Consider the following 18,001-nt stretch of genomic DNA (forward strand, 5'->3'; position numbering starts at 1 on the left):
AGCCATGAGCACCGCCAACTACACCGTCACCGGCATGACCTGCGGACACTGCGTCTCTTCAGTCACCGAGGAGGTACAAGAGATCCCGGGAGTAACGGAGGTCGATATTGACCTGGAATCCGGCTCCCTGTCAATCACAAGCGATCAACGGCTCGATGACGACCTCGTCAAAGCCGCCGTCGAAGAGGCCGGCTACCAACTCGGATGAAAACCATCACCCAGGTGGTGGAATTCGTCGTCGCACAGATTCGCCAAGCGGTCACCGAACCCGCATAATCCAGAAGAGATGATTTCCGTGGCTAGAACAGTTCAATCCATCACCTCGACAACACCAATCCTGAGCAGCATAGAACTGGAAATTGGCGGCATGACCTGCGCCTCCTGCGCCAATCGGATCGAGCGCAAGCTCAATAAACTCGACGGCGTCACCGCCACAGTTAACTACGCCACCGAAAAAGCCAAGGTCTCCTTTCCCGCCGAAATCTCCACAGAGGATCTGGTGGGCACCGTTAAATCCGCCGGTTATACGGCCGAGTTGCCCAAGCTCACCACCGATCCGGAAACCGCCACCCCCGAGGATTCGACAAAAAGCCTGCGTCAGCGACTCATCGTTTCCGCGGCGCTATCCATCCCGGTGATCGCCCTGGCGATGATCCCCGCACTGCAATTCACCAACTGGCAATGGCTATCCCTGACCCTGGCCGCTCCGGTAGTGGTCTGGGGAGCCTGGCCCTTCCATCGCGCCGCCTGGGTCAACCTGCGCCACGGTTCCTCAACCATGGACACGCTCATTTCGATGGGCACCCTGGCCGCGCTGGGCTGGTCCATCTACGCCCTCTTCTGGGGGACTGCGGGCATGCCCGGGATGACTCATCCCTTCGAATTCACGGTGGCTCGCAGTGACGGGCTAAGCAATATCTACCTGGAAGCCGCCGCTGGGGTCACCACCTTCATCCTGGCCGGACGCTATTTCGAAGCCAGGTCTAAACGCCAGGCGGGAGCTGCATTGCGAGCGCTGCTGGAACTGGGTGCTAAGGAGGTCTCCGTGCTCCGGCCGGGACCCAACGGAACAATCGAGGAGCAGATCGACACCGCCCAACTGGCCGTCGGAGATCTTTTTCTGGTCCGCCCAGGCGAGAAGGTCGCCACCGACGGTGTGATTGAAGAAGGTAGTTCGGCGGTAGACGCATCAATGCTCACCGGTGAATCCGTTCCGGTTGAAGTAGGCGTCGGGGATGCCGTGGTGGGCGCTACGATCAATGCCGGAGGACGGCTAGTGGTGCGAGCCACCCGGATTGGCGCCGATACCCAATTAGCTCAGCTCGCCCACCTGGTCGAGGACGCTCAGAACGGTAAGGCGCGGGCGCAGCGGCTAGCAGATCGGATTTCCGGGATCTTCGTGCCGATAGTGATCGGCTTGGCGGTTGCCACGCTCGGTTTCTGGATTAGCATTGGGGCAGGCCTCCCGGCAGCCTTCACGGCGGCGGTCGCCGTCTTGATCATTGCCTGCCCCTGCGCACTCGGACTGGCAACCCCCACGGCACTGATGGTCGGCACCGGCCGGGGCGCACAATTGGGCATCTTGATCAAGGGCCCGGAGGTCCTCGAATCTACTCGCGAAGTAGACACCATTGTGCTGGACAAAACCGGCACCGTGACCACCGGACGGATGAGCCTGCTGGAGGTCGTGGCTGCCGAAGGCGAGGATTCTCAAGATGTTTTGCGGCTAGCTGGTGCCCTTGAGGACGCCTCCGAGCATCCGATTGCGCGGGCCATTGCCGCCGGGGCACGGGATCGTCTTGATTCACTTCCCGCGGTGCAGGATTTCGCCAATCTCGAAGGCTTGGGCGTTGAGGGTTCGGTGCAGCTCAAGGGCCTGAGTAGGAAGGTCTTGGTCGGCCGAGCGCGGCTCGTGACGACATCCGAACAACCGTTGCCCGCCGAGCTAGATCTCGCTCTGGCAAGGGCACAGGACGCCGGAGGGACCGCCGTCGTGGTGGCTTGGGACGGCCGAGCGCGTGGGGTGATCGTGGTGACGGACACCATCAAAGACAGCTCGGCCGAAGCCATTTCCCAATTGCGCTCCCTTGGCCTCACTCCGGTGCTGCTGACCGGTGATAACCAGGCCGCAGCCCGAACGGTCGCCGCCGCGGTGGGGATCGAGAGCGATGCGGTAATCGCCGAGGTGCTTCCTGCGGACAAGGTTGAAGTCATTAAACGACTGCAAGCCGAAGGGAAAACGGTCGCCATGGTGGGCGACGGCGTCAACGACGCTGCTGCCCTGGCTCAGGCCGATCTCGGGCTGGCTATGGGTACCGGCGCAGATGTGGCCATTGAGGCCAGCGACCTCACCTTGGTTCGTGGCGATCTGCGGGTGGCTGCGGATGCCATTAGGCTGTCCCGGCGCACCCTGGCCACCATCAAGGGAAATCTGTTCTGGGCTTTCGCCTATAACGTCGCAGCTCTGCCCCTTGCGGCCGCCGGATTGCTCAACCCGATGCTGGCTGGAGCGGCAATGGCCTTCTCCTCCGTCTTTGTGGTCTCCAACAGCCTGCGGCTACGAGGGTTCAAACCACTTAGCAAGGTCTCGGCGGATGGTGCGCACCACTGAAAGGCGTGATCCTAGCCTTTCGACAGGGGAATCTTAACGGAGAAGGTACTTCCTGCCGAGGATGAGGATTCCAGAGTCAACGAGCCTCGGTATTGTTCCGCGGTTTCTGCGGCAATCGCCAGGCCCAAGCCGAAGCCGTTACCGCTGGCAGAGAATTCCCGTTGAAAGATCTGGTCTGCGGTCTCGGCGGTGATTCCCGGCCCGGTGTCAGTGATTCGCAAAACCGCGGAGCCGACGTCGACCGTACTAATCAGCGCGACCCGACCACCGGCGGGAGTCACCTTGAGGGCATTTTCCAACACCGAAAGCAATACCGTACGCAGCGCGGTCTCGGTGCTGGCTACTCGCACCCGGGCGCCGGGTTCAAAGCTGAGCTGCACCTTCTTTTCCCGAGCCAACACCTGTAGCTCATCGCTAAGGCTTTGAATTACGGCATCAAAATCCACCGCCTCGGTCGGCTCTACCGGAGCGGTGCCCTGCAATAAGTTCTCCACCGTGCTGACCATCCTGCGAATGTCGCCCCGCAAGCTTTGCAGTTCGACGGCGCGCTGCCCGTCGGCGTCGAGCCTGGCCAGCAGCTGGGCCCGGGCGTCAATCACCGCCAAAGGAGTACGCAATTGGTGACTGGCATCCTGCACAAAACGCCGTTGCTGCTCAATGGCGTCCTGGAGCGGGCGGACGGCTTTACGCGCGGTATAGACAGCAAAGGCCGTGAGGGCGAGCACTAAGACCAAGGCAGCAAGCGCCGCAGCGAGGTAGATTTCCCGCCCGTCGATGAGTAAGTAACCGGGCAGGTCGATGCGCTGCGCCCGTTCCGCTGGCTGCGCCCTGCGGATCAGGAAGACTAAGGCCGCGATCAACACAATAAACAGCACCAAAAGGCTCGCCAAGCCGACGCGCAGCCCAATCTTCCAGGCCGCCCGTCGGACCGGATCTTGAGGTGATGGAACACGGTTCATCATGAATGTCCTATCTGATAGCCGAGTCCTTGAATGGTGATGATGACCTCACGTCCGAGCTTTTTCCGCAGATAGTGCACATAAGTATCGACCACGGACTCGTTGGCTGGACCATCAAAAACCCCTCCGGCTAACTCCGCTCTGCCGAAGACCCGATCCGGGTTGCCCGCCAATAGGGAGAGTAAATCAAACTCGCGCGGTGACAGTGCAATACGGGAACCGTAACCCGACTGGGCACTTCGTTGCGAGGGTTCTAAGAGCCACTCGCCCACACTAAGCGGGGCGGCGACTTCCTCGCTCCCATGATCGACGGTCCGACGGCTGAGTGCCCGAAGCCTGGCGGCTAGCTCCTGAGCGTCATAGGGTTTGGCGAGGTAATCGTTAGCCCCGGCGTCGAGCCCTTCAACGATGTCCTGCACGGCCGAAAGCGCGGTTAGCAACAGAATCGGCACCTGATCTCCGGCTGCTCGTAGTCTTCGCACAATCTGGAGGCCGTCCAAGGACGGTAAGCCACGGTCGATGAGTAGGACGTCCCAGCCGTCACGAAGGGCCTCCTGCAGACCGTCCCAACCGTCCCTGAGCCAACGCACCTGAAATTGCTCACCGAGCAGACGGACGGTGAGCGAACCCAGAGTCTGATCATCCTCGACAAAGAGAACCTTGGGTGCTGTGGAAAGCTTGCTGGCGTCCTTCATTGCTGCCTATTCTCGCATCGAAACCACTGGTTTCAGGCTGCAACGGGCAGTTCCGGTAACGGACCGAAGCGACGCAACCAAGCCATCCGGGCAACCCATCGGCTGAGCAGCAAGTTCCAGAGCGCCATGGCAACTATCGCACCGGCACTGCTGGCCAGCAAAGAACCAAACACATCCGAGGGGTAGTGCACTCCCAGATAAACCCTGGAAAGCCCGACCAAAAGGGAGAACACAACGCCCAAAATCGCCACCGGCTTGGCCCATTTGCTTCCCCGAGCCAGCAGCCAAAAGCCAAAAGCCAGCGAAAAGGCGATGGCGGTGTGCCCCGAGGGGAAACTATCGGTGCCGGATTCTGGGAGCAAGGGATCGGCGAGCAGGTGGAAATCCGGACGGGGACGGTTGATCAGGTGTTTGAAGACCTCGCAACTCAGCCACGAGATGGCCACCACCCAGCCGAAAGCCAGCGCATTTACCGGGCTGGAGCGGAAAATGAGCAGGACCAGGCAACAAAGTGCAATCCAGATAACGGCCGGGAAGGGACTCAGTAACCAAGCAATCGATTCACTCAAAGCGGTTAGTAGGGGCGAATGAGCGGAACTAAAAGCTTGATCGATACTGAATTCACCCGGTGAATCGTTACTCATCGCCTTGGCGACCGTGCCCAGCAAATAGGTGGCCGCCGCCAGCCCGAGCAGCCACGCCCACCAGAGCTTGGGCAGCGGCAGCCGTGCCAGCCGAAGTTTAGGGTCCAGCTTCTGTTCACGTCTTGTGTCGTTCATCGGCACCTCCGGGCTTGTTTCATTCGGCAAGCTTGCACCGGGCGTTCTAAGAATGCTCTAAGACCCCCTTCGGCTCCCGCGAAAGGAGACGGTAACAGCAACTTAGGCTTGCCTGCCCTAAGATAGGGTGGGCAGGTTTTAGATGTTGATCTGCGCTACCCATCCCGAAAGGCCCCCGAATGAAACTCAAGATCGTCTCTTCCCTCGGCCTAGTTGTTGCAGCCGCGCTGACGCTTGGCGCCTGCAGCGGCTCCACCTCTTCCAACGAAAGCAATGGCCAGCAGGAAATCACGGTCTACAACGCCCAACATGAAGAGTTAACGCAGGCATGGGTGGATGCCTTCACTAAGGCGACCGGAATCAAGGTCAACCTTCGTAATGGAGACGACACCGAGCTGAGCAATCAACTCGTTCAGGAGGGTAAGAATTCTCCTGCCGACGTTTTCCTCACCGAGAACTCTCCCGCCATGACCCAAGCGGAAAACGCGGGGCTATTTGCCGATATCGATGCGGCCACGCTGCAGCAGGTTCCCGAACAATACCGTCCCTCTACTAAGAAGTGGACCGGAATCGCAGCACGCAGCACAGTTTTCGCCTATAACAAGCAAAAATTGCAGGGGAGCCAGTTGCCGAAGTCGATCATGGACTTGGCAGATGCGCAGTGGAAGGGCCGATGGGGTGCCTCCCCCTCCGGAGCCGACTTTCAAGCAATCGTCTCGGCCATGCTTGAGCTCAAGGGGGAGCAAGCCACTCAGGACTGGCTGAACGCTATGAAGAGCAACGTGAAAACTTATAAAGGCAATAGCGTGGCAATGAAAGCCGTCAACGCCGGTGAGATAGAAGGCGCAGTGATTTATCACTACTACTACTTCGGTGACCAGGCCAATACCGGCGAGAATTCAAATAACGTAAGCCTGCACTACTTCAAGAACCAAGATCCTGGAGCCTTCGTCAGCGTCTCCGGCGGCGGTGTTTTGGCCTCCAGCAAGCACCAGGAGGCCGCGCAGAAGTTCATTAACTTCATCACCGGCAAGACCGGCCAGGAAGTACTGAAGAACGGAACGTCCTTCGAGTATCCGGTGGCCAGCGAAGTAGCCCCGAACAGCAAGTTGACCCCCTTGAAGGATCTTCAGGCTCCGGTCATCGATCCGGCCAAGCTGAACAGTTCTGCGGTCACCGATCTGATGACCAAAGCAGGATTGCTCTAGGGCACCATCCTTCGTGGCCATTCATTTCAACCGCGTGAGAAGGGGAGCCTCGGCTCGTCGACCAGGCATTTTGACGCTGATCGCCATCCTGGTCAGTTGCTTTGCCCTGCTTCCCTTGGGTTTTGTGGGCTATATGGTCCTCAGCTCCGGCTGGCAAAATGTGGTCACTCTGGTCTTCCGGGCTCGAGTCGCGGAACTGCTGGGCAATACCGCTGCTTTGGTAGCACTAACCGTTCCACTCTGCCTGCTGCTCGGGATTGGCGGTGCCTGGCTGGTGGAGCGAAGCAATCTAGTCGGTCAGCGGATCTGGTCAGTAGCGCTGGTTGCTCCCCTGGCTATCCCCGCTTTCGTCAATAGCTACGCCTGGGCCAGCGCAATTCCCTCCCTGGCCGGGCTGGGCGGCGGAGTGCTAATTTCAACGCTTTCCTACTTCCCTTTCGTCTATCTGCCGGTTGCCGCCTCTCTAGCCCGGCTCGATCCCGCTCTTGAGCAAGCCGCAGCAACTCTTGGCCGGGGCCCGTTCCGGGTTTTCTTCACCGTGGTACTGCCGCAGATCAGAATTCCGGTGCTCGGTGGGGCACTATTGGTAGCTTTGCATTTACTCTCCGAGTACGGAGCTTTCGCCTTTATCCGCTTTGATACCTTCACCACCGCGATCTATGACCAGTTCCAGTCCACTTTCAATGGCCCGGCTGCCAATATGTTGACCGGGGTGTTGGTGCTGATCTGCCTGGCCCTGCTTCTTATCGAGGGCCGAGCCCGCGGTAGAGCACGCTATGCACGGCTGGGTGGTGGAGTACAAGGAAAGCCAGAACGGCGGCGGCTGGGTTCACTCCAGCCAATGACCCAATTGCTATTGTTGGCCTTGGTCGCTGCTGCCGTCGTTTTGCCGCTGGCCCAAGTGATTCGCTGGTTGGTCGCGGGCGGGGCAGAAGTTTGGGCACGGAATGAGTTGGTCTCCTCGCTGCTTTCCACGGCAGGACTCGGTCTACTTGCGGCTGTTTGCACCGTACTCGCGGCGCTCCCGCTCGCCTATCTTTCGGTACGTAGACCGGGATTTTTGAGCAAATCCCTGGAGAGCGTTAATTACATCAGCTCTTCAATCCCCGGAATCGTGGTGGCGCTCGCGCTAGTAACCATCACGATCAGGCTGCTCCCTGTGGTCTATCAATCAATAGTGGTACTGCTTTTGGCTTATGTTCTGCTGTTCATCCCGCGAGCACTAATCAACATCCGGACCGGTTTAGCTCAGGCCCCTCGTGAACTCGAAGAGGCAGCCCAAAGCCTGGGAAAGCGTCCCTCACTTGCCTTCCTGCGGACCACTGCGCGACTCAGCGCACCGGCCATCGCGAGCGCTGCCGCCTTGGTGTTCCTCGGCGTCGTCAATGAACTCACCGCAACACTAATCCTTTCGCCCACGGGAACTCGCACCTTGGCTACCGAATTCTGGAGTCTGAGTAGCGAGATCGATTACGCGGGAGCTGCCCCTTACGCTTTGCTCATGGTGTTACTTTCCGCCCCGGTGACCTACCTGCTGTTTGTCCAATCCAAGAAAGCGATCGGCCAATGAGCGCTGCCCAGCTTCAAGTGCAGAATGTGTCCAAGTCCTTCGGATCCCAGCGGGTGGTGCAGGATGTCTCGCTAAATGCGCAGCGGGGCAGCATCACCGCCATCATTGGGCCCTCGGGCTCCGGGAAAACCACCCTGCTGAGGATGATCGCTGGTTTCGAAGTACCGGACGCTGGTCGAGTGCTGCTCGGTGGAAAGGACCTGACTTCGGGGGCGAAACCGGTACCGGCACACCGACGAAAAGTGGGCTATGTTCCCCAAGACGGTGCGCTTTTCCCGCATCTGAGTGTGGCTAAGAACATCGCTTTCGGGCTCAAGGGCCGACAGTCCGACCGAGTTGCCGAGTTGCTCGAAGTGGTTTCATTGCCGACGTCGTTCGCTAAACGTCATCCCGACGAGCTCTCGGGTGGGCAACAACAGCGAGTCGCACTAGCTCGTGCCTTGGCTCGGGAGCCGGATCTAATGCTTCTCGATGAGCCGTTTAGCGCTCTAGACGCTGCGTTGCGGAATACCACTCGACGAGCCGTGGGCAAGATTTTGAACGAGGCGGGGATCACCACCGTTCTGGTTACCCACGATCAAGCCGAGGCACTCTCCTTCGCGGATCAGGTCGCCGTCCTTCGGAACGGCCAGCTAAGCCAGGTAGGTAGCCCTTTCGTGGTCTACAACCGTCCTAGCGATCGAGAGACTGCTGAGTTCCTGGGTGACGCGGTGATGCTTGAAGCAATAGCTCAAGACGGTATTGCCGTCTGCGCGCTGGGAAGGATTCCCATTAGTCGCGGACCATTCCCGGTGCAGAATGGTGCGGTGAAGATCATGCTGCGGCCCGAACAAATCCGGGTGGTACCGGAATCCGAGGTCAGCGGCAGAGTGGTGGACAGCGAATTCTTTGGACCCGAGACCACATTGCGAATTCGGCTCGACTCCCTGGGAGCATCGGCTCCAAACCAACTGATCTCGATTCGACACTGGAACTCTAGCCAGGCATTCCCTGGTGCAGAGCTCAAACTTCGGGTTGCCGGTGAGGCAGTTGTACTCGCTGATCACCAGGGAGACTAGCGCTAGAGGCATGTTTATCATTCCAGCCCGATCTTCTTTGATGAGAGAAATCATGCTCTCTAAGGGGCTGGCCTTAGTTCGGGCATGATCTATTTTGGCTTAGATTCTCCATCGAACTACAGCCGTGTAAGTTATACCCAGCTGTGGATAACTTTGTGGATAGATTCCCATGAAAAAACTGTGTATCGGCTGAGGGTTGACATTACGGGTGATGAATGGATTTAATCGAAGAATCTTATGCCAATCGCTAGTCTAATTTGAACCCTGGGGATCAATCCGATGCATCAGCAGAAATCTGCCCGTAGATACTCCCAACTTTCCGCGCTTACAGGAGTGGCGGCCCTCTCGCTCGTCGCTCTAGTCGGCTGTTCCGGTGGCTCGGGCAGTTCGGAAAGCCCGGCCAGCACCACCAGCTCGGCCAGTGATCCGAGCAGCAGCTCCACCAATGAGACTTCTACTTCCGAAAGGACCGAGGAGTCAGAGGCACCTTCAACCAGCAGTTCCGCAGCGGCTGCGCCGGCTGGATCTGCGGGGGCACTGACCCCTCCCGGAACCAAGTTGAAGTTAGGACAACCAGCCAATACGCACGCCAATACCGGTAATGATCCTAAGGATGCCAAATACAAAACGGCGACCTTTATTACCAAGGTAACCAAGATCGTTCCGGGATCTTCCGCGGATCTGTCTGCTTTTAAGGACGCGGCAAAATATGCCGGCCAGACTCCTTATTACGTTTACACCGAGACCACTCTGACCTCGCTGAGCAAGCCCACCGCGGGGATGAGTGCGCCCTCGGTAGATGCTCAGCTCAAAGATGGCTCCGACGCACAGAAGTTGATCGTTTTCGGCAGCTTCGATAAGTGCGAAAGCACCCAATTCGATACCACCGGTAAGGGTGATGCACTGAGCCTGAAGGTTGGCAGTACCGCCATTAGCTGCAGCGTTTTCTTAGCACCCAAGGGCGATCAGATCAGCTCGGTTAGCTACACCGATCCCCGATTCAGCTACGTGAAGTACAGCGACAACCAATACCAAGACAACCCGATCGTCTGGTCTAAGTAACACAACAGAAATGGCCTACCCGATTGACTTCGGGTAGGCCATTTCTGTTTAAGAGGTGCTCGTAAAGGCCGCCAAATGAGGTCGAACTACAAGCGTGTAAGTTATACCCAACTGTGGATTTCCTTGTGGATAACTAGAAGACGTAGAACTTACTGATCTCGTGCAGTGAAGCCGCTCCCCAGACGGTGAGCACCAGCAGGATCAGCAGCACCACCACGACCCCGCCCCACTCCAAGACTCGTTTGCTGGCTCCCGCGGGAGCATAAAGCATCACCGCTGCCACCAGGGCGCCACCGATCAAACCACCCAGGTGTGCCTGCCAGGCAATCCCTGGGACGAAGAATCCGATAGCTGCATTGATCACCAGCAAGACCAAAATCTGCCGCAAATCTCCCCGCCGCTTCAGTTGCAGCACAAAGAGCGCACCGAACAGGCCAAAGATGCCCCCGGAAGCACCAACAACAAGCTGTTCCGGGTTCCCAATCAGCAAGACCCCCACGGAGCCGGCAAGGCCGGAGATTAAGAACACGGTAAAAAAGCGGAGCCTTCCGAAGATCGGTTCCAGTACCGATCCCAGAACATACAGAGAGTACATATTGAGCAAAATATGCAGCGGGAAGCCGGTGGAATGGGTGAAGACGGAGGTCAGCATCCGCCAGGGTTGGGTTTCGGTGGTGACGGGTGCATAGCCGAAGTTAATCACCAGGTTCAGGCCGGGAATCCATTCGCCAATGAAAACCAGCACGCAGAGCGCGATCAATCCAAAGGTAATAACCGGTCGCCCACCCCGGGCCACCCCACCAAACATGGTTCGTTTGACCGGCGCCGCCTTAGCGGTTTCCCGTACGCAGTCAACACATTGAATTCCGACGGCGGCCTGCCGCTGACACTCGGTGCAAGCCGGCCGGCCGCAACGCTGACAGCGCACATAGGACACCCGGTCTGGGTGGCGAGGACAAACGGGTACCTGGGCACCCGGCGAATTGGCCGCCGTCGGAACTCCATAACTCATCTCAGAGCTGCTCGATGGTCACCGAGTTGATTACAACGTCCTCGACCGGACGATCGCCACGAGCGGTAGGCACAGCCTCGATGGCATCGACAACGGCCTTCGACTCATCATCGGCAACCTCACCGAAGATGCTGTGCTTACCCTGCAAATGCAGGGTAGGAACGGTGGTAATGAAGAACTGTGAGCCGTTGGTTCCGTGACCCATCTGAATACCAGCGTTGGCCATCGCCAACAAATAAGGCTTGTTGAACACCAATTCCGGGTGAATCTCATCATCGAAGTTGTAACCGGGGCCGCCGATGCCCTGGCCGAGCGGATCGCCACCCTGGAGCATGAACTGGCGAATGATTCGGTGGAAGATCACGCCATCGTAGAACGGCGCGTTGCTCTCCTCGCCGGTGGCCGGGTGAGTCCAGGTCTTCTCGCCGGTGGCCAAGCCAACAAAGTTAGCCACGGTTTTAGGCGCGTGGTTGCCGAAGAGATTGAGGCGGATATCGCCGTGGTTGGTGTGCAGGGTTGCTTTTGCGGTAGGAATAGCAGTCATAAGCTAATTCTTCCATGTTCATTCCGTACCGGGCGAAGTTCCACTCAGAGCGCAGACTCGCCGGGCGCGGCCAATCGACGTAGGCTAGAGGGAAATTCCAATCCTCGGGAGGTAATTGTGAAAAAGGCAGACCACGTAACCCGTGACTTTGACGAAACCCTGGCCAGCGGCGTCGAAGCCGCCAGAAGCTGGGCGGAAAAGGGCATTGAAGCGGCCTCACCGAAGGTTCAGGAAGGCTTGCGGAAAGCCGCCCAATTCACCGCTGACGGCGTTGCCACAGTGACTCCGAGGATCCAGGAAGGGCTGGAGAAGTTTGGTCCACGACTTTCGGATGCCGTTGATGACGCAGCGCCGAAAATTGCCGAAGCTCTTGAGAAAGCTACCCCCGCATTGCAAACTGCGAAGGATAAGGTCGTCGACGAATACCTTCCGCTGCTCTCCGACAAGCTCGGTGACGCCGCCCACGCCGTCGGCAAGGCTTTGGACAATGCGAACAGCAATGTTTCGGAATACGTCAGCGACCATGTTGCCCCGGTGGCCAGCGAAGTAGTCTCCCAGGCGTCCAATGCCGTTGCTCCGGTGGTGAAGGAAGGCAAACGCGCCGCCGCCCAAGCCCGCAAGGTCGCCGAACAAGCTGCCAAGGAAGCCGCCGCGCAGCTCAAGCTGGAGCAGAAGAAGGCCAAGTCCGGTGGTAAGGGTTGGATTATCTTCGGTGTGATCGCTGCGGCCGTAGCTGCGGGAGCAGCCGTTTGGCGCGCCTCACGGCCGGTGGAGGATCCGTGGAAGACGCCGGTGCCGGTTCAGGACGCCGTACAGAAAGTCTCTGAGACCGCCAGCGCGGTCAAGGACGAGGTCAAGGAAAAAGCCGAAGACCTCGGCGAGAAGGCTGTGGACAAGGCTGAAGAGGTCAAGAGCGAAGTCAAGGATGCCGCTGCCGAGGCTAAAAGCACTGTGAAGCACAAAGCTGAAGACCTCAAGGAAGCAGCCGAGGACGCCGTCAAGGACGCTACCGAGAAATAAGCCGCGGCCGCGAGGCGGTCAATGTTAGATTTGGTGCATCATGCCAAGTGACTTAGCCGACTCAGTCGACGACTTTACGGCCCTCGGCACGTCCGAGGGCCTTCCGACGGTATCCATTGTGATTCCGGCCTACAACGAAGAAAGCGTGATCCGGCAGTGCTTGATCGCTGCCGTATATCAATCAGTTCCGGCCGACGAGATCATCGTGGTGGACAATCGCTCCAACGACGCTACCTGCTCGATTGTTCGGCAAATGCAATTGGAATACCCGGAGAGTCCTATCCGGTTGCTGCACCAAAATGACGAGCAAGGCCTAATCCCCACCCGGAACTTCGGGCTCAACCACGCCCATAGCGATGTTCTGGGTCGGATCGACGCCGACTCGGTCTTGGAGCCGGATTGGGTAGAACAGGTTCAGAGCGCGTTCCTGAATCCCCAGGTCGCTGCCGCCACCGGTCCTGTGGTTTATTACGATATGCCGATGCGTCGCTTTGGGCTCAAAGCCGATGACAAGATGCGTCAGTTAATGCTCCGGCTGGCCAAACATCAATATCATTTCCTCTTCGGCTCGAATATGGCCGTGCGTCGAAGCGCCTGGGAAGAGATCCGCGGCGAAACCTGTAGGGATGAAAAAGACGAGATGCATGAGGATATTGACCTCTCCTTGCATCTAGCCGACCACGAGCTCAAGGTACAGTACGTGCCCTCCATGGTGAGTGGCATGTCGGCACGCCGCTTGGAGGATTCCCCACGGGATTACCGCTATTACGTGAGCCGCTTTGAGCGCACCTACAAGGCGCATAACGTGAAGAAGCTGGCCTTGAAGGCTCCTATGGTGGTTTTCTTCTCGGTCTATTTCCCGGCCAAGATGCTGCGTGCCGTGCACACCGCGAGTGTGAACCAGATGGCGCGCCGGGCTGCGCTGCGTCCCTAAACCCGCTCAGCGGGCCTTCCGCAGTCTGCCAGCGCCTCCCAGGCCTTGACCTAGCACGACGACGGCTAGGCCAGCCAGGATGAGCAGCAAGCCTAGGTAGGTACCAGCGGGCAGCACCTCGTGTAGGAAGATCGCGGCCAGAATCGCTGCTCCGGGGATCTCTAAAAGGATCAACATGGAGATCACCAAGGGGCTCATGCTGGCGAGCAGATGGTTGAAGATCGTATGTCCCATCATCTGAGCCACCAGGGTGACCGCAATGATGCCCAGCCAGACCCACGGTCCAAAGCCGAAGAGGGGAACCCTGAAGGCTAGCGCTAGGACCAGCAGGAACAGGGCACAGAGGCCGTAGCACAGCGTGGTGTAGATTCCGGTGCTCATGGTCTCCCGAGCCTTGGCACCGACCAGTGTGTAGGCTCCGGCCAGAACGCCGCCAGCTAAGCCCAGGAGGTCGCCGATAAGCGCCTGCTTTGAGGATCCGAGGTCAAAACCGGTGATGAGCAGGGCTCCGAATAAGGCCAGAAGCAAGCCGATGAAGATGGCTGGCGCTTGTCGCTTGCCGCGGAAGAGTTGGAAGAGCACGATCCAGGCCGATTGCAGACAGACTAGTGCCGTGGCTGCTGCCACCGAGGTCAATTGCAGCGCAGTAATAAAGCAGGCAAAGTGCAAGGCCAAAGCGCCCGCACCGAGTGCACAGGTGAAAACGTCTTTACGGGTCAACTGTCGAAAGCCGCTGCGTTGTCGCAGCGCAGCGGGGGCTCCCATAAAAACCGCACCCAGGGCATTGCGCCAGAAGGCAATGGCTAAAGCCGGAGCAGCAGTTGCGGCCATGATCGGGCCTGAAGCGGCAACACCGAGCACAGCAAAGGCGGCCAGCAGGTAGTTCACTGACTCAACCTTAGTTCACCCACTTCGTCGAGTGTGGAGATCTGCACCCTATGACGCCCTCAAAACGTGCAGATCTCCACACTCGGCACGGCGGACGAAGGGGCCGAGGAAAGGGAGCAGACGAAAGGGGGCAGAGACAAAGGGGCAGAGACAAAAAAGCCCTGGCTCGCAAAGCGAGCCAGGGCTTTTGACGGTGGAGGCACGGGGACTCGAACCCCGAACCCCCTGCTTGCAAAGCAGGTGCGCTACCAATTGCGCCATGCCCCCGTCTTGAGGACTAATGAAATTCTAACCGACCTTATCGGTCGCTTCGTTCCACACCGTCTTCTGGGCTTTGGAATCTTGAAGCTTCTTCCGCAGGAAGATAGCCCCAACCACTGCCGCAGCAATAAGAATCAACTTCTTCATGGGTCCTCCTATCGGAAAGATTCCGTGGGCGTACCAGGACTTGAACCTGGGACCTCTTCGTTATCAGCGAAGCGCTCTAACCGCCTGAGCTATACGCCCCCTCGGCCCCGTCGGGCCGAAATAAAACTCTACAGCATCCGGCTAGCCCGCCAAAATCAGCAAGCTGCCGGACGGCCGACTAGTCGTCGGTCAGGGTCACCCCGATGCCACCCACCAGGGTGGCAGAGATGTTGTAGAGCACCGCAGCGAGCATTGAAAGGGCCGTCAAAAGCACCACGTTCACTACCGCTAAGATCACCGCATAGGAAGCCACCAGGCCCAGAGAGGCGAAGGACTTGATGTCCACCGAGCCGCCTTCCGGTCCCTGGAAATCAACCAGCAATGAATTGATCCGATCAAAAACTCCGGTCAGATCCAGCACACTCCAGAGCACAATGGCTGCAACCACCGTAATGATGCCCAAAGCCACCGACAGCAGGAAAGCCATTTTGAGCACCGACCACGGATCGAGCTTCGAGACCTGTAGCCGGGCCCGACGAACCTTCCCCTTGGGGGCGGGCTTCACCAAGCTTGGCTTGGCGGTAGCGGGACGGGCAGCTGGTTTGGCCGACGTCGGGCGTTGAGCCGGTCTGGCCGGCGCGCCTGGGTTGTTCGTACTCACTCGTTGCCTCCCTCGTCGGCAGCCTCACCCTGGCTGGCCTCTACATGTTCAGTCTCGCCTTGATGTGCCGCTTGATCTTCAGACAACGGTACTTCATCCTCGGACTCTTCGCCCGTCAGGCTCTCCAAACCCCGCTCGCTATTACGAGCAACCTCAATGATCCGGTCGTTCTTATCCGGCTTGGCGAAGACCACGCCCATCGTGTCGCGGCCCTTGGCGGGTACCTCGGCGACATTTGAACGAACCACCTTGCCGCCTTCCATCACCACCAGTACCTCGTCATCCTCTTTTACGATCAGCGCACCGACCAGGTCACCCCGGTCTTCAACCAGTTTGGCAACTTTAATGCCCAATCCGCCTCGTCCCTGGGTACGATATTCTTCCACCGCGGTGCGCTTGGCGTAGCCGCCCTCGGTGACGATGAAGACGAAGGAATCATCGGTGACCACATCTGCGGCCAAGAGTTCATCGGTATTTCGGAACTTCATGCCGGTCACCCCGGAGGTGGCGCGGCCCATCGGACGTAGCGCTTCATCGGTCGCGGTGAAGCGAATCGACTGTCCCTTACGGGAGACCAAGAGCAGATCATCGGTTTCGGAAACCAGCTGAGCGGAGACCAACTCGTCGCCGTCACGCAGGTTGATCGCGATTACGCCTGCGCTTCGGTTGGTGTCGTAATCCTCCAAGCGAGTCTTCTTGACCAGACCGTTCTTAGTGGCCAGCACTAAATAGGGCGATTGCGCGTAGTCCCGGAGATCCAGCACCTGGGCAATTTTCTCGTCCGGCTGGAAAGCCAAGAGGTTAGCCACATGCTGGCCCTTCGCATCGCGACCGGCTTCAATCAGCTCATAGGCTTTGGCTCGATAAACTCGGCCCAGATTGGTGAAGAACAGCAGCCAATGGTGGGTTGTCGTCACGAAGAAATGCTCCACGACGTCGTCCCCGCGCAGTTGGGCGCCCTTGATTCCCTTACCGCCGCGGTGCTGTGAGCGGTAGTTGTCACTGCGGGTGCGCTTTACATAGCCGCCCCGAGTAATGGTGACAACCATTTCCTCTTCGGGGATCAGATCTTCCATGCTCATATCGCCGTCGTAGCCGAGCATGATCTGGCTGCGCCGGTCATCACCGTACTTAGTCACGATTTCCGCCAGCTCTTCGCTGACAATCGTGCGCTGGCGTTCTTCCGAAGCCAGAATCGAGTTGTACTCGGCGATCTCAAGTTCGAGCTGGGCGTGCTGGTCCTGGATCCTTTGCCGTTCTAGAGCCGCCAACCGCCGAAGCTGCATGTCCAAAATCGCGTTGGCCTGTAGTTCGTCAATATCCAACAACTGAATCAAACCTGCACGGGCTTCATCACCGGTGGGCGAGCGCCGGATCAAGGCAATGACCTCGTCGAGGGCATCCAGTGCCTTCAGCAGGCCACGCAGAATGTGTGCCCTAGCTTCGGCCTCCTTGAGTAGGAACCGGGTCCGCCTGACAATAACTTCCATCTGGTGGGTGACCCAGTGCCGGATGAAGGCGTCCAGGCTTAGCGTGCGCGGCACGCCGTCCACGATTGCGAGCATATTGGCGCTGAAGTTCTCCTGCAGCTGGGTGTGCTTGTAGAGGTTATTCAGCACCACCTTGGCCACCGCATCACGCTTGAGTACCACGACGAGCCGCTGACCGGTTCGGCCAGAGGTCTCATCCCGGAGATCCGCGATACCGGCGATCTTTCCGTCCTTGACCAACTCGGCGATCTTGACGGCCAGGTTGTCGGGGTTGGCTTGGTAGGGCAGTTCTGTGACCACCAGGCAGGTGCGGCCCTGAATTTCCTCGACATTGACCACGGCGCGCATGGTGATCGATCCACGACCGGTACGGTAGGCGTCTTCAATACCCTTGTGCCCCAGGATTTGAGCACCGGTTGGGAAGTCTGGACCCTTGATTCGCTGAATCAGCGCCTCAAGCAGCTCTTCCTTGCTGGCCGTGGGGTTCTGCAGGTACCACTGAACGCCTTCTGCAACCTCACGCAGGTTATGCGGCGGAATATTGGTGGCCATGCCGACGGCGATACCCGAGGAACCGTTGACCAGCAGGTTCGGGAAACGAGCCGGCAAGATGATTGGCTCTTGGTTTTTGCCGTCATAGTTGTCCTGGAAATCGACGGTGTCCTTGTCGATATCGCGGACCATCTCCATGGCTAGAGGAGCCATCTTGGTCTCGGTGTACCTCGGAGCAGCGGCGCCATCATTACCGGGCGAACCGAAGTTTCCCTGCCCCAAGGCCAGGGGATAACGCATTGTCCAGTCCTGGATCAAACGGACCAGAGCATCGTAGATCGCCATATCGCCGTGCGGGTGATACTGACCCATGACTTCGCCCACCACACGAGCGCACTTATTGAAGGAGCGGTCAGGCCTGTAGCCGCCGTCGTACATCGCGTAGAGCACCCGCCGGTGCACCGGCTTGAGGCCGTCGCGCACATCCGGCAAGGCGCGACCCACAATCACCGCCATCGCGTAATCCAGATACGACCGCTGCATCTCGGTCTGCAGATCGACTTGCTCGATCCGATCCGTTATTTCTCCGCCTGTTACATCGCTCATTGAT

The 18,001-nt window shown here is 58.6% G+C and carries 17 protein-coding genes and 2 tRNA genes; 8 read left to right on the forward strand and 11 right to left on the reverse strand.

Annotated elements, in window-relative coordinates; genetic code table 11:
* The first annotated feature begins 4 nt into the window (after positions 1–4).
* Both FHU41_RS10635 and FHU41_RS10640 read left to right on the forward strand, forming a co-directional pair.
* A complete protein-coding gene (locus FHU41_RS10635) occupies positions 5–208 on the forward strand; it encodes a heavy-metal-associated domain-containing protein (protein ID WP_179389638.1) in 204 nt (67 codons plus the stop codon).
* A 159-nt stretch (positions 209–367) separates the two neighbouring features.
* Positions 368–2,611 (forward strand): heavy metal translocating P-type ATPase, encoded by a 2,244-nt coding sequence (locus tag FHU41_RS10640; protein ID WP_246279671.1) that lies wholly within the window; start codon positions 368–370, stop codon positions 2,609–2,611.
* Between the two features lie 11 nt (positions 2,612–2,622).
* On the opposite strand, the gene FHU41_RS10645 is transcribed toward FHU41_RS10640, so the two are convergent.
* From FHU41_RS10645 to FHU41_RS10655, 3 genes are read right to left on the reverse strand one after another with little or no spacing between them, the layout of a single operon-like run.
* Positions 2,623–3,573, reverse strand: coding sequence for a sensor histidine kinase (locus tag FHU41_RS10645; RefSeq protein ID WP_179389640.1), 951 nt, complete (start codon positions 3,571–3,573; stop codon positions 2,623–2,625).
* Positions 3,570–4,265, reverse strand: coding sequence for a response regulator transcription factor (locus FHU41_RS10650; RefSeq protein WP_179389641.1), 696 nt, complete (start codon positions 4,263–4,265; stop codon positions 3,570–3,572). Before FHU41_RS10650 ends, FHU41_RS10645 begins: the two co-directional genes overlap by 4 nt.
* Positions 4,266–4,297: 32 nt before the next feature.
* Positions 4,298–5,044: a phosphatase PAP2 family protein gene (locus tag FHU41_RS10655; protein ID WP_179389642.1), complete on the reverse strand. Its 747-nt coding sequence runs from the start codon at positions 5,042–5,044 to the stop codon at positions 4,298–4,300.
* Positions 5,045–5,223: 179 nt separating this feature from the next.
* On the opposite strand from FHU41_RS10655, the gene FHU41_RS10660 reads away from it, so the two are divergent.
* From FHU41_RS10660 to FHU41_RS10675, 4 genes are all read left to right on the forward strand, one after another.
* Positions 5,224–6,252: an iron ABC transporter substrate-binding protein gene (locus FHU41_RS10660; RefSeq protein ID WP_179389643.1), complete on the forward strand. Its 1,029-nt coding sequence runs from the start codon at positions 5,224–5,226 to the stop codon at positions 6,250–6,252.
* Positions 6,253–6,286: 34 nt separating this feature from the next.
* Positions 6,287–7,822 (forward strand): ABC transporter permease, encoded by a 1,536-nt coding sequence (locus FHU41_RS10665; protein ID WP_343046308.1) that lies wholly within the window; start codon positions 6,287–6,289, stop codon positions 7,820–7,822.
* On the forward strand, positions 7,819–8,880 hold the full coding sequence (locus FHU41_RS10670) for an ABC transporter ATP-binding protein (protein WP_179389644.1): 1,062 nt from the start codon (positions 7,819–7,821) through the stop codon (positions 8,878–8,880). The genes FHU41_RS10665 and FHU41_RS10670 overlap by 4 nt, the downstream gene beginning before the upstream one ends.
* 279 nt (positions 8,881–9,159) lie before the next feature.
* Positions 9,160–9,942 carry a hypothetical protein gene (locus tag FHU41_RS10675; protein ID WP_179389645.1) on the forward strand — a complete coding sequence of 261 codons (783 nt, stop codon included), beginning with the start codon at positions 9,160–9,162 and terminating at the stop codon, positions 9,940–9,942.
* Positions 9,943–10,075: 133 nt separating this feature from the next.
* On the opposite strand, the gene FHU41_RS10680 is transcribed toward FHU41_RS10675, so the two are convergent.
* Both FHU41_RS10680 and FHU41_RS10685 read right to left on the reverse strand, forming a co-directional pair.
* Positions 10,076–10,954, reverse strand: a complete 879-nt coding sequence (locus tag FHU41_RS10680) for a rhomboid family intramembrane serine protease (RefSeq protein ID WP_179389646.1) — start codon at positions 10,952–10,954, stop codon at positions 10,076–10,078.
* Position 10,955: 1 nt separating this feature from the next.
* The gene (locus tag FHU41_RS10685) at positions 10,956–11,498 is read right to left on the reverse strand and encodes a peptidylprolyl isomerase (RefSeq protein ID WP_179389647.1); all 543 of its coding nucleotides are present in this window, start codon (positions 11,496–11,498) and stop codon (positions 10,956–10,958) included.
* A 117-nt stretch (positions 11,499–11,615) separates the two neighbouring features.
* On the opposite strand from FHU41_RS10685, the gene FHU41_RS10690 reads away from it, so the two are divergent.
* Together FHU41_RS10690 and FHU41_RS10695 are read left to right on the forward strand one after the other, a co-directional pair.
* The gene (locus FHU41_RS10690) at positions 11,616–12,518 is read left to right on the forward strand and encodes a hypothetical protein (protein ID WP_179389648.1); all 903 of its coding nucleotides are present in this window, start codon (positions 11,616–11,618) and stop codon (positions 12,516–12,518) included.
* Between the two features lie 40 nt (positions 12,519–12,558).
* Positions 12,559–13,452, forward strand: a complete 894-nt coding sequence (locus FHU41_RS10695; protein WP_179389649.1) for a glycosyltransferase family 2 protein — start codon at positions 12,559–12,561, stop codon at positions 13,450–13,452.
* Positions 13,453–13,458: 6 nt separating this feature from the next.
* Here the strand turns inward: FHU41_RS10695 and FHU41_RS10700 are convergent, their stop codons facing one another.
* From FHU41_RS10700 to gyrA, 6 genes are all read right to left on the reverse strand, one after another.
* Positions 13,459–14,340 carry an EamA family transporter gene (locus FHU41_RS10700; protein WP_179389650.1) on the reverse strand — a complete coding sequence of 294 codons (882 nt, stop codon included), beginning with the start codon at positions 14,338–14,340 and terminating at the stop codon, positions 13,459–13,461.
* Between the two features lie 194 nt (positions 14,341–14,534).
* Positions 14,535–14,607 (reverse strand) — tRNA-Ala (locus FHU41_RS10705).
* A gap of 21 nt (positions 14,608–14,628) precedes the next feature.
* Positions 14,629–14,748, reverse strand: a complete 120-nt coding sequence (locus tag FHU41_RS14870; protein WP_218847205.1) for a DLW-39 family protein — start codon at positions 14,746–14,748, stop codon at positions 14,629–14,631.
* A 25-nt stretch (positions 14,749–14,773) separates the two neighbouring features.
* Positions 14,774–14,847: transfer RNA gene (locus FHU41_RS10710), tRNA-Ile, on the reverse strand.
* Between the two features lie 79 nt (positions 14,848–14,926).
* Positions 14,927–15,409 (reverse strand): DUF3566 domain-containing protein, encoded by a 483-nt coding sequence (locus FHU41_RS10715; RefSeq protein ID WP_179389651.1) that lies wholly within the window; start codon positions 15,407–15,409, stop codon positions 14,927–14,929.
* Complete coding sequence (gyrA, locus tag FHU41_RS10720; protein WP_179389652.1) at positions 15,406–17,997, reverse strand: DNA gyrase subunit A; 2,592 nt, start codon at positions 17,995–17,997, stop codon at positions 15,406–15,408. The genes FHU41_RS10715 and gyrA overlap by 4 nt, the downstream gene beginning before the upstream one ends.
* Between the last annotated feature and the right edge of the window lie 4 nt (positions 17,998–18,001).

It is taken from the genome of Psychromicrobium silvestre, from assembly GCF_013408295.1.
GTDB lineage: Bacteria > Actinomycetota > Actinomycetes > Actinomycetales > Micrococcaceae > Renibacterium > Renibacterium silvestre.

Bases quoted from the DNA above. Each gene is read 5' to 3' on its own strand.
- FHU41_RS10635 (WP_179389638.1), top strand. From the start codon at position 5: ATGAGCACCGCCAACTACACCGTCACCGGCATGACCTGCGGACACTGC.
- FHU41_RS10640 (WP_246279671.1), top strand. From the start codon at position 368: ATGACCTGCGCCTCCTGCGCCAATCGGATCGAGCGCAAGCTCAATAAA.
- FHU41_RS10645 (WP_179389640.1), bottom strand. From the start codon at position 3,573: ATGATGAACCGTGTTCCATCACCTCAAGATCCGGTCCGACGGGCGGCC.
- FHU41_RS10650 (WP_179389641.1), bottom strand. From the start codon at position 4,265: ATGAAGGACGCCAGCAAGCTTTCCACAGCACCCAAGGTTCTCTTTGTC.
- FHU41_RS10655 (WP_179389642.1), bottom strand. From the start codon at position 5,044: ATGAACGACACAAGACGTGAACAGAAGCTGGACCCTAAACTTCGGCTG.
- FHU41_RS10660 (WP_179389643.1), top strand. From the start codon at position 5,224: ATGAAACTCAAGATCGTCTCTTCCCTCGGCCTAGTTGTTGCAGCCGCG.
- FHU41_RS10670 (WP_179389644.1), top strand. From the start codon at position 7,819: ATGAGCGCTGCCCAGCTTCAAGTGCAGAATGTGTCCAAGTCCTTCGGA.
- FHU41_RS10675 (WP_179389645.1), top strand. From the start codon at position 9,160: ATGCATCAGCAGAAATCTGCCCGTAGATACTCCCAACTTTCCGCGCTT.
- FHU41_RS10680 (WP_179389646.1), bottom strand. From the start codon at position 10,954: ATGAGTTATGGAGTTCCGACGGCGGCCAATTCGCCGGGTGCCCAGGTA.
- FHU41_RS10685 (WP_179389647.1), bottom strand. From the start codon at position 11,498: ATGACTGCTATTCCTACCGCAAAAGCAACCCTGCACACCAACCACGGC.
- FHU41_RS10695 (WP_179389649.1), top strand. From the start codon at position 12,559: ATGCCAAGTGACTTAGCCGACTCAGTCGACGACTTTACGGCCCTCGGC.
- FHU41_RS14870 (WP_218847205.1), bottom strand. From the start codon at position 14,748: ATGAAGAAGTTGATTCTTATTGCTGCGGCAGTGGTTGGGGCTATCTTC.
- gyrA (WP_179389652.1), bottom strand. From the start codon at position 17,997: ATGAGCGATGTAACAGGCGGAGAAATAACGGATCGGATCGAGCAAGTC.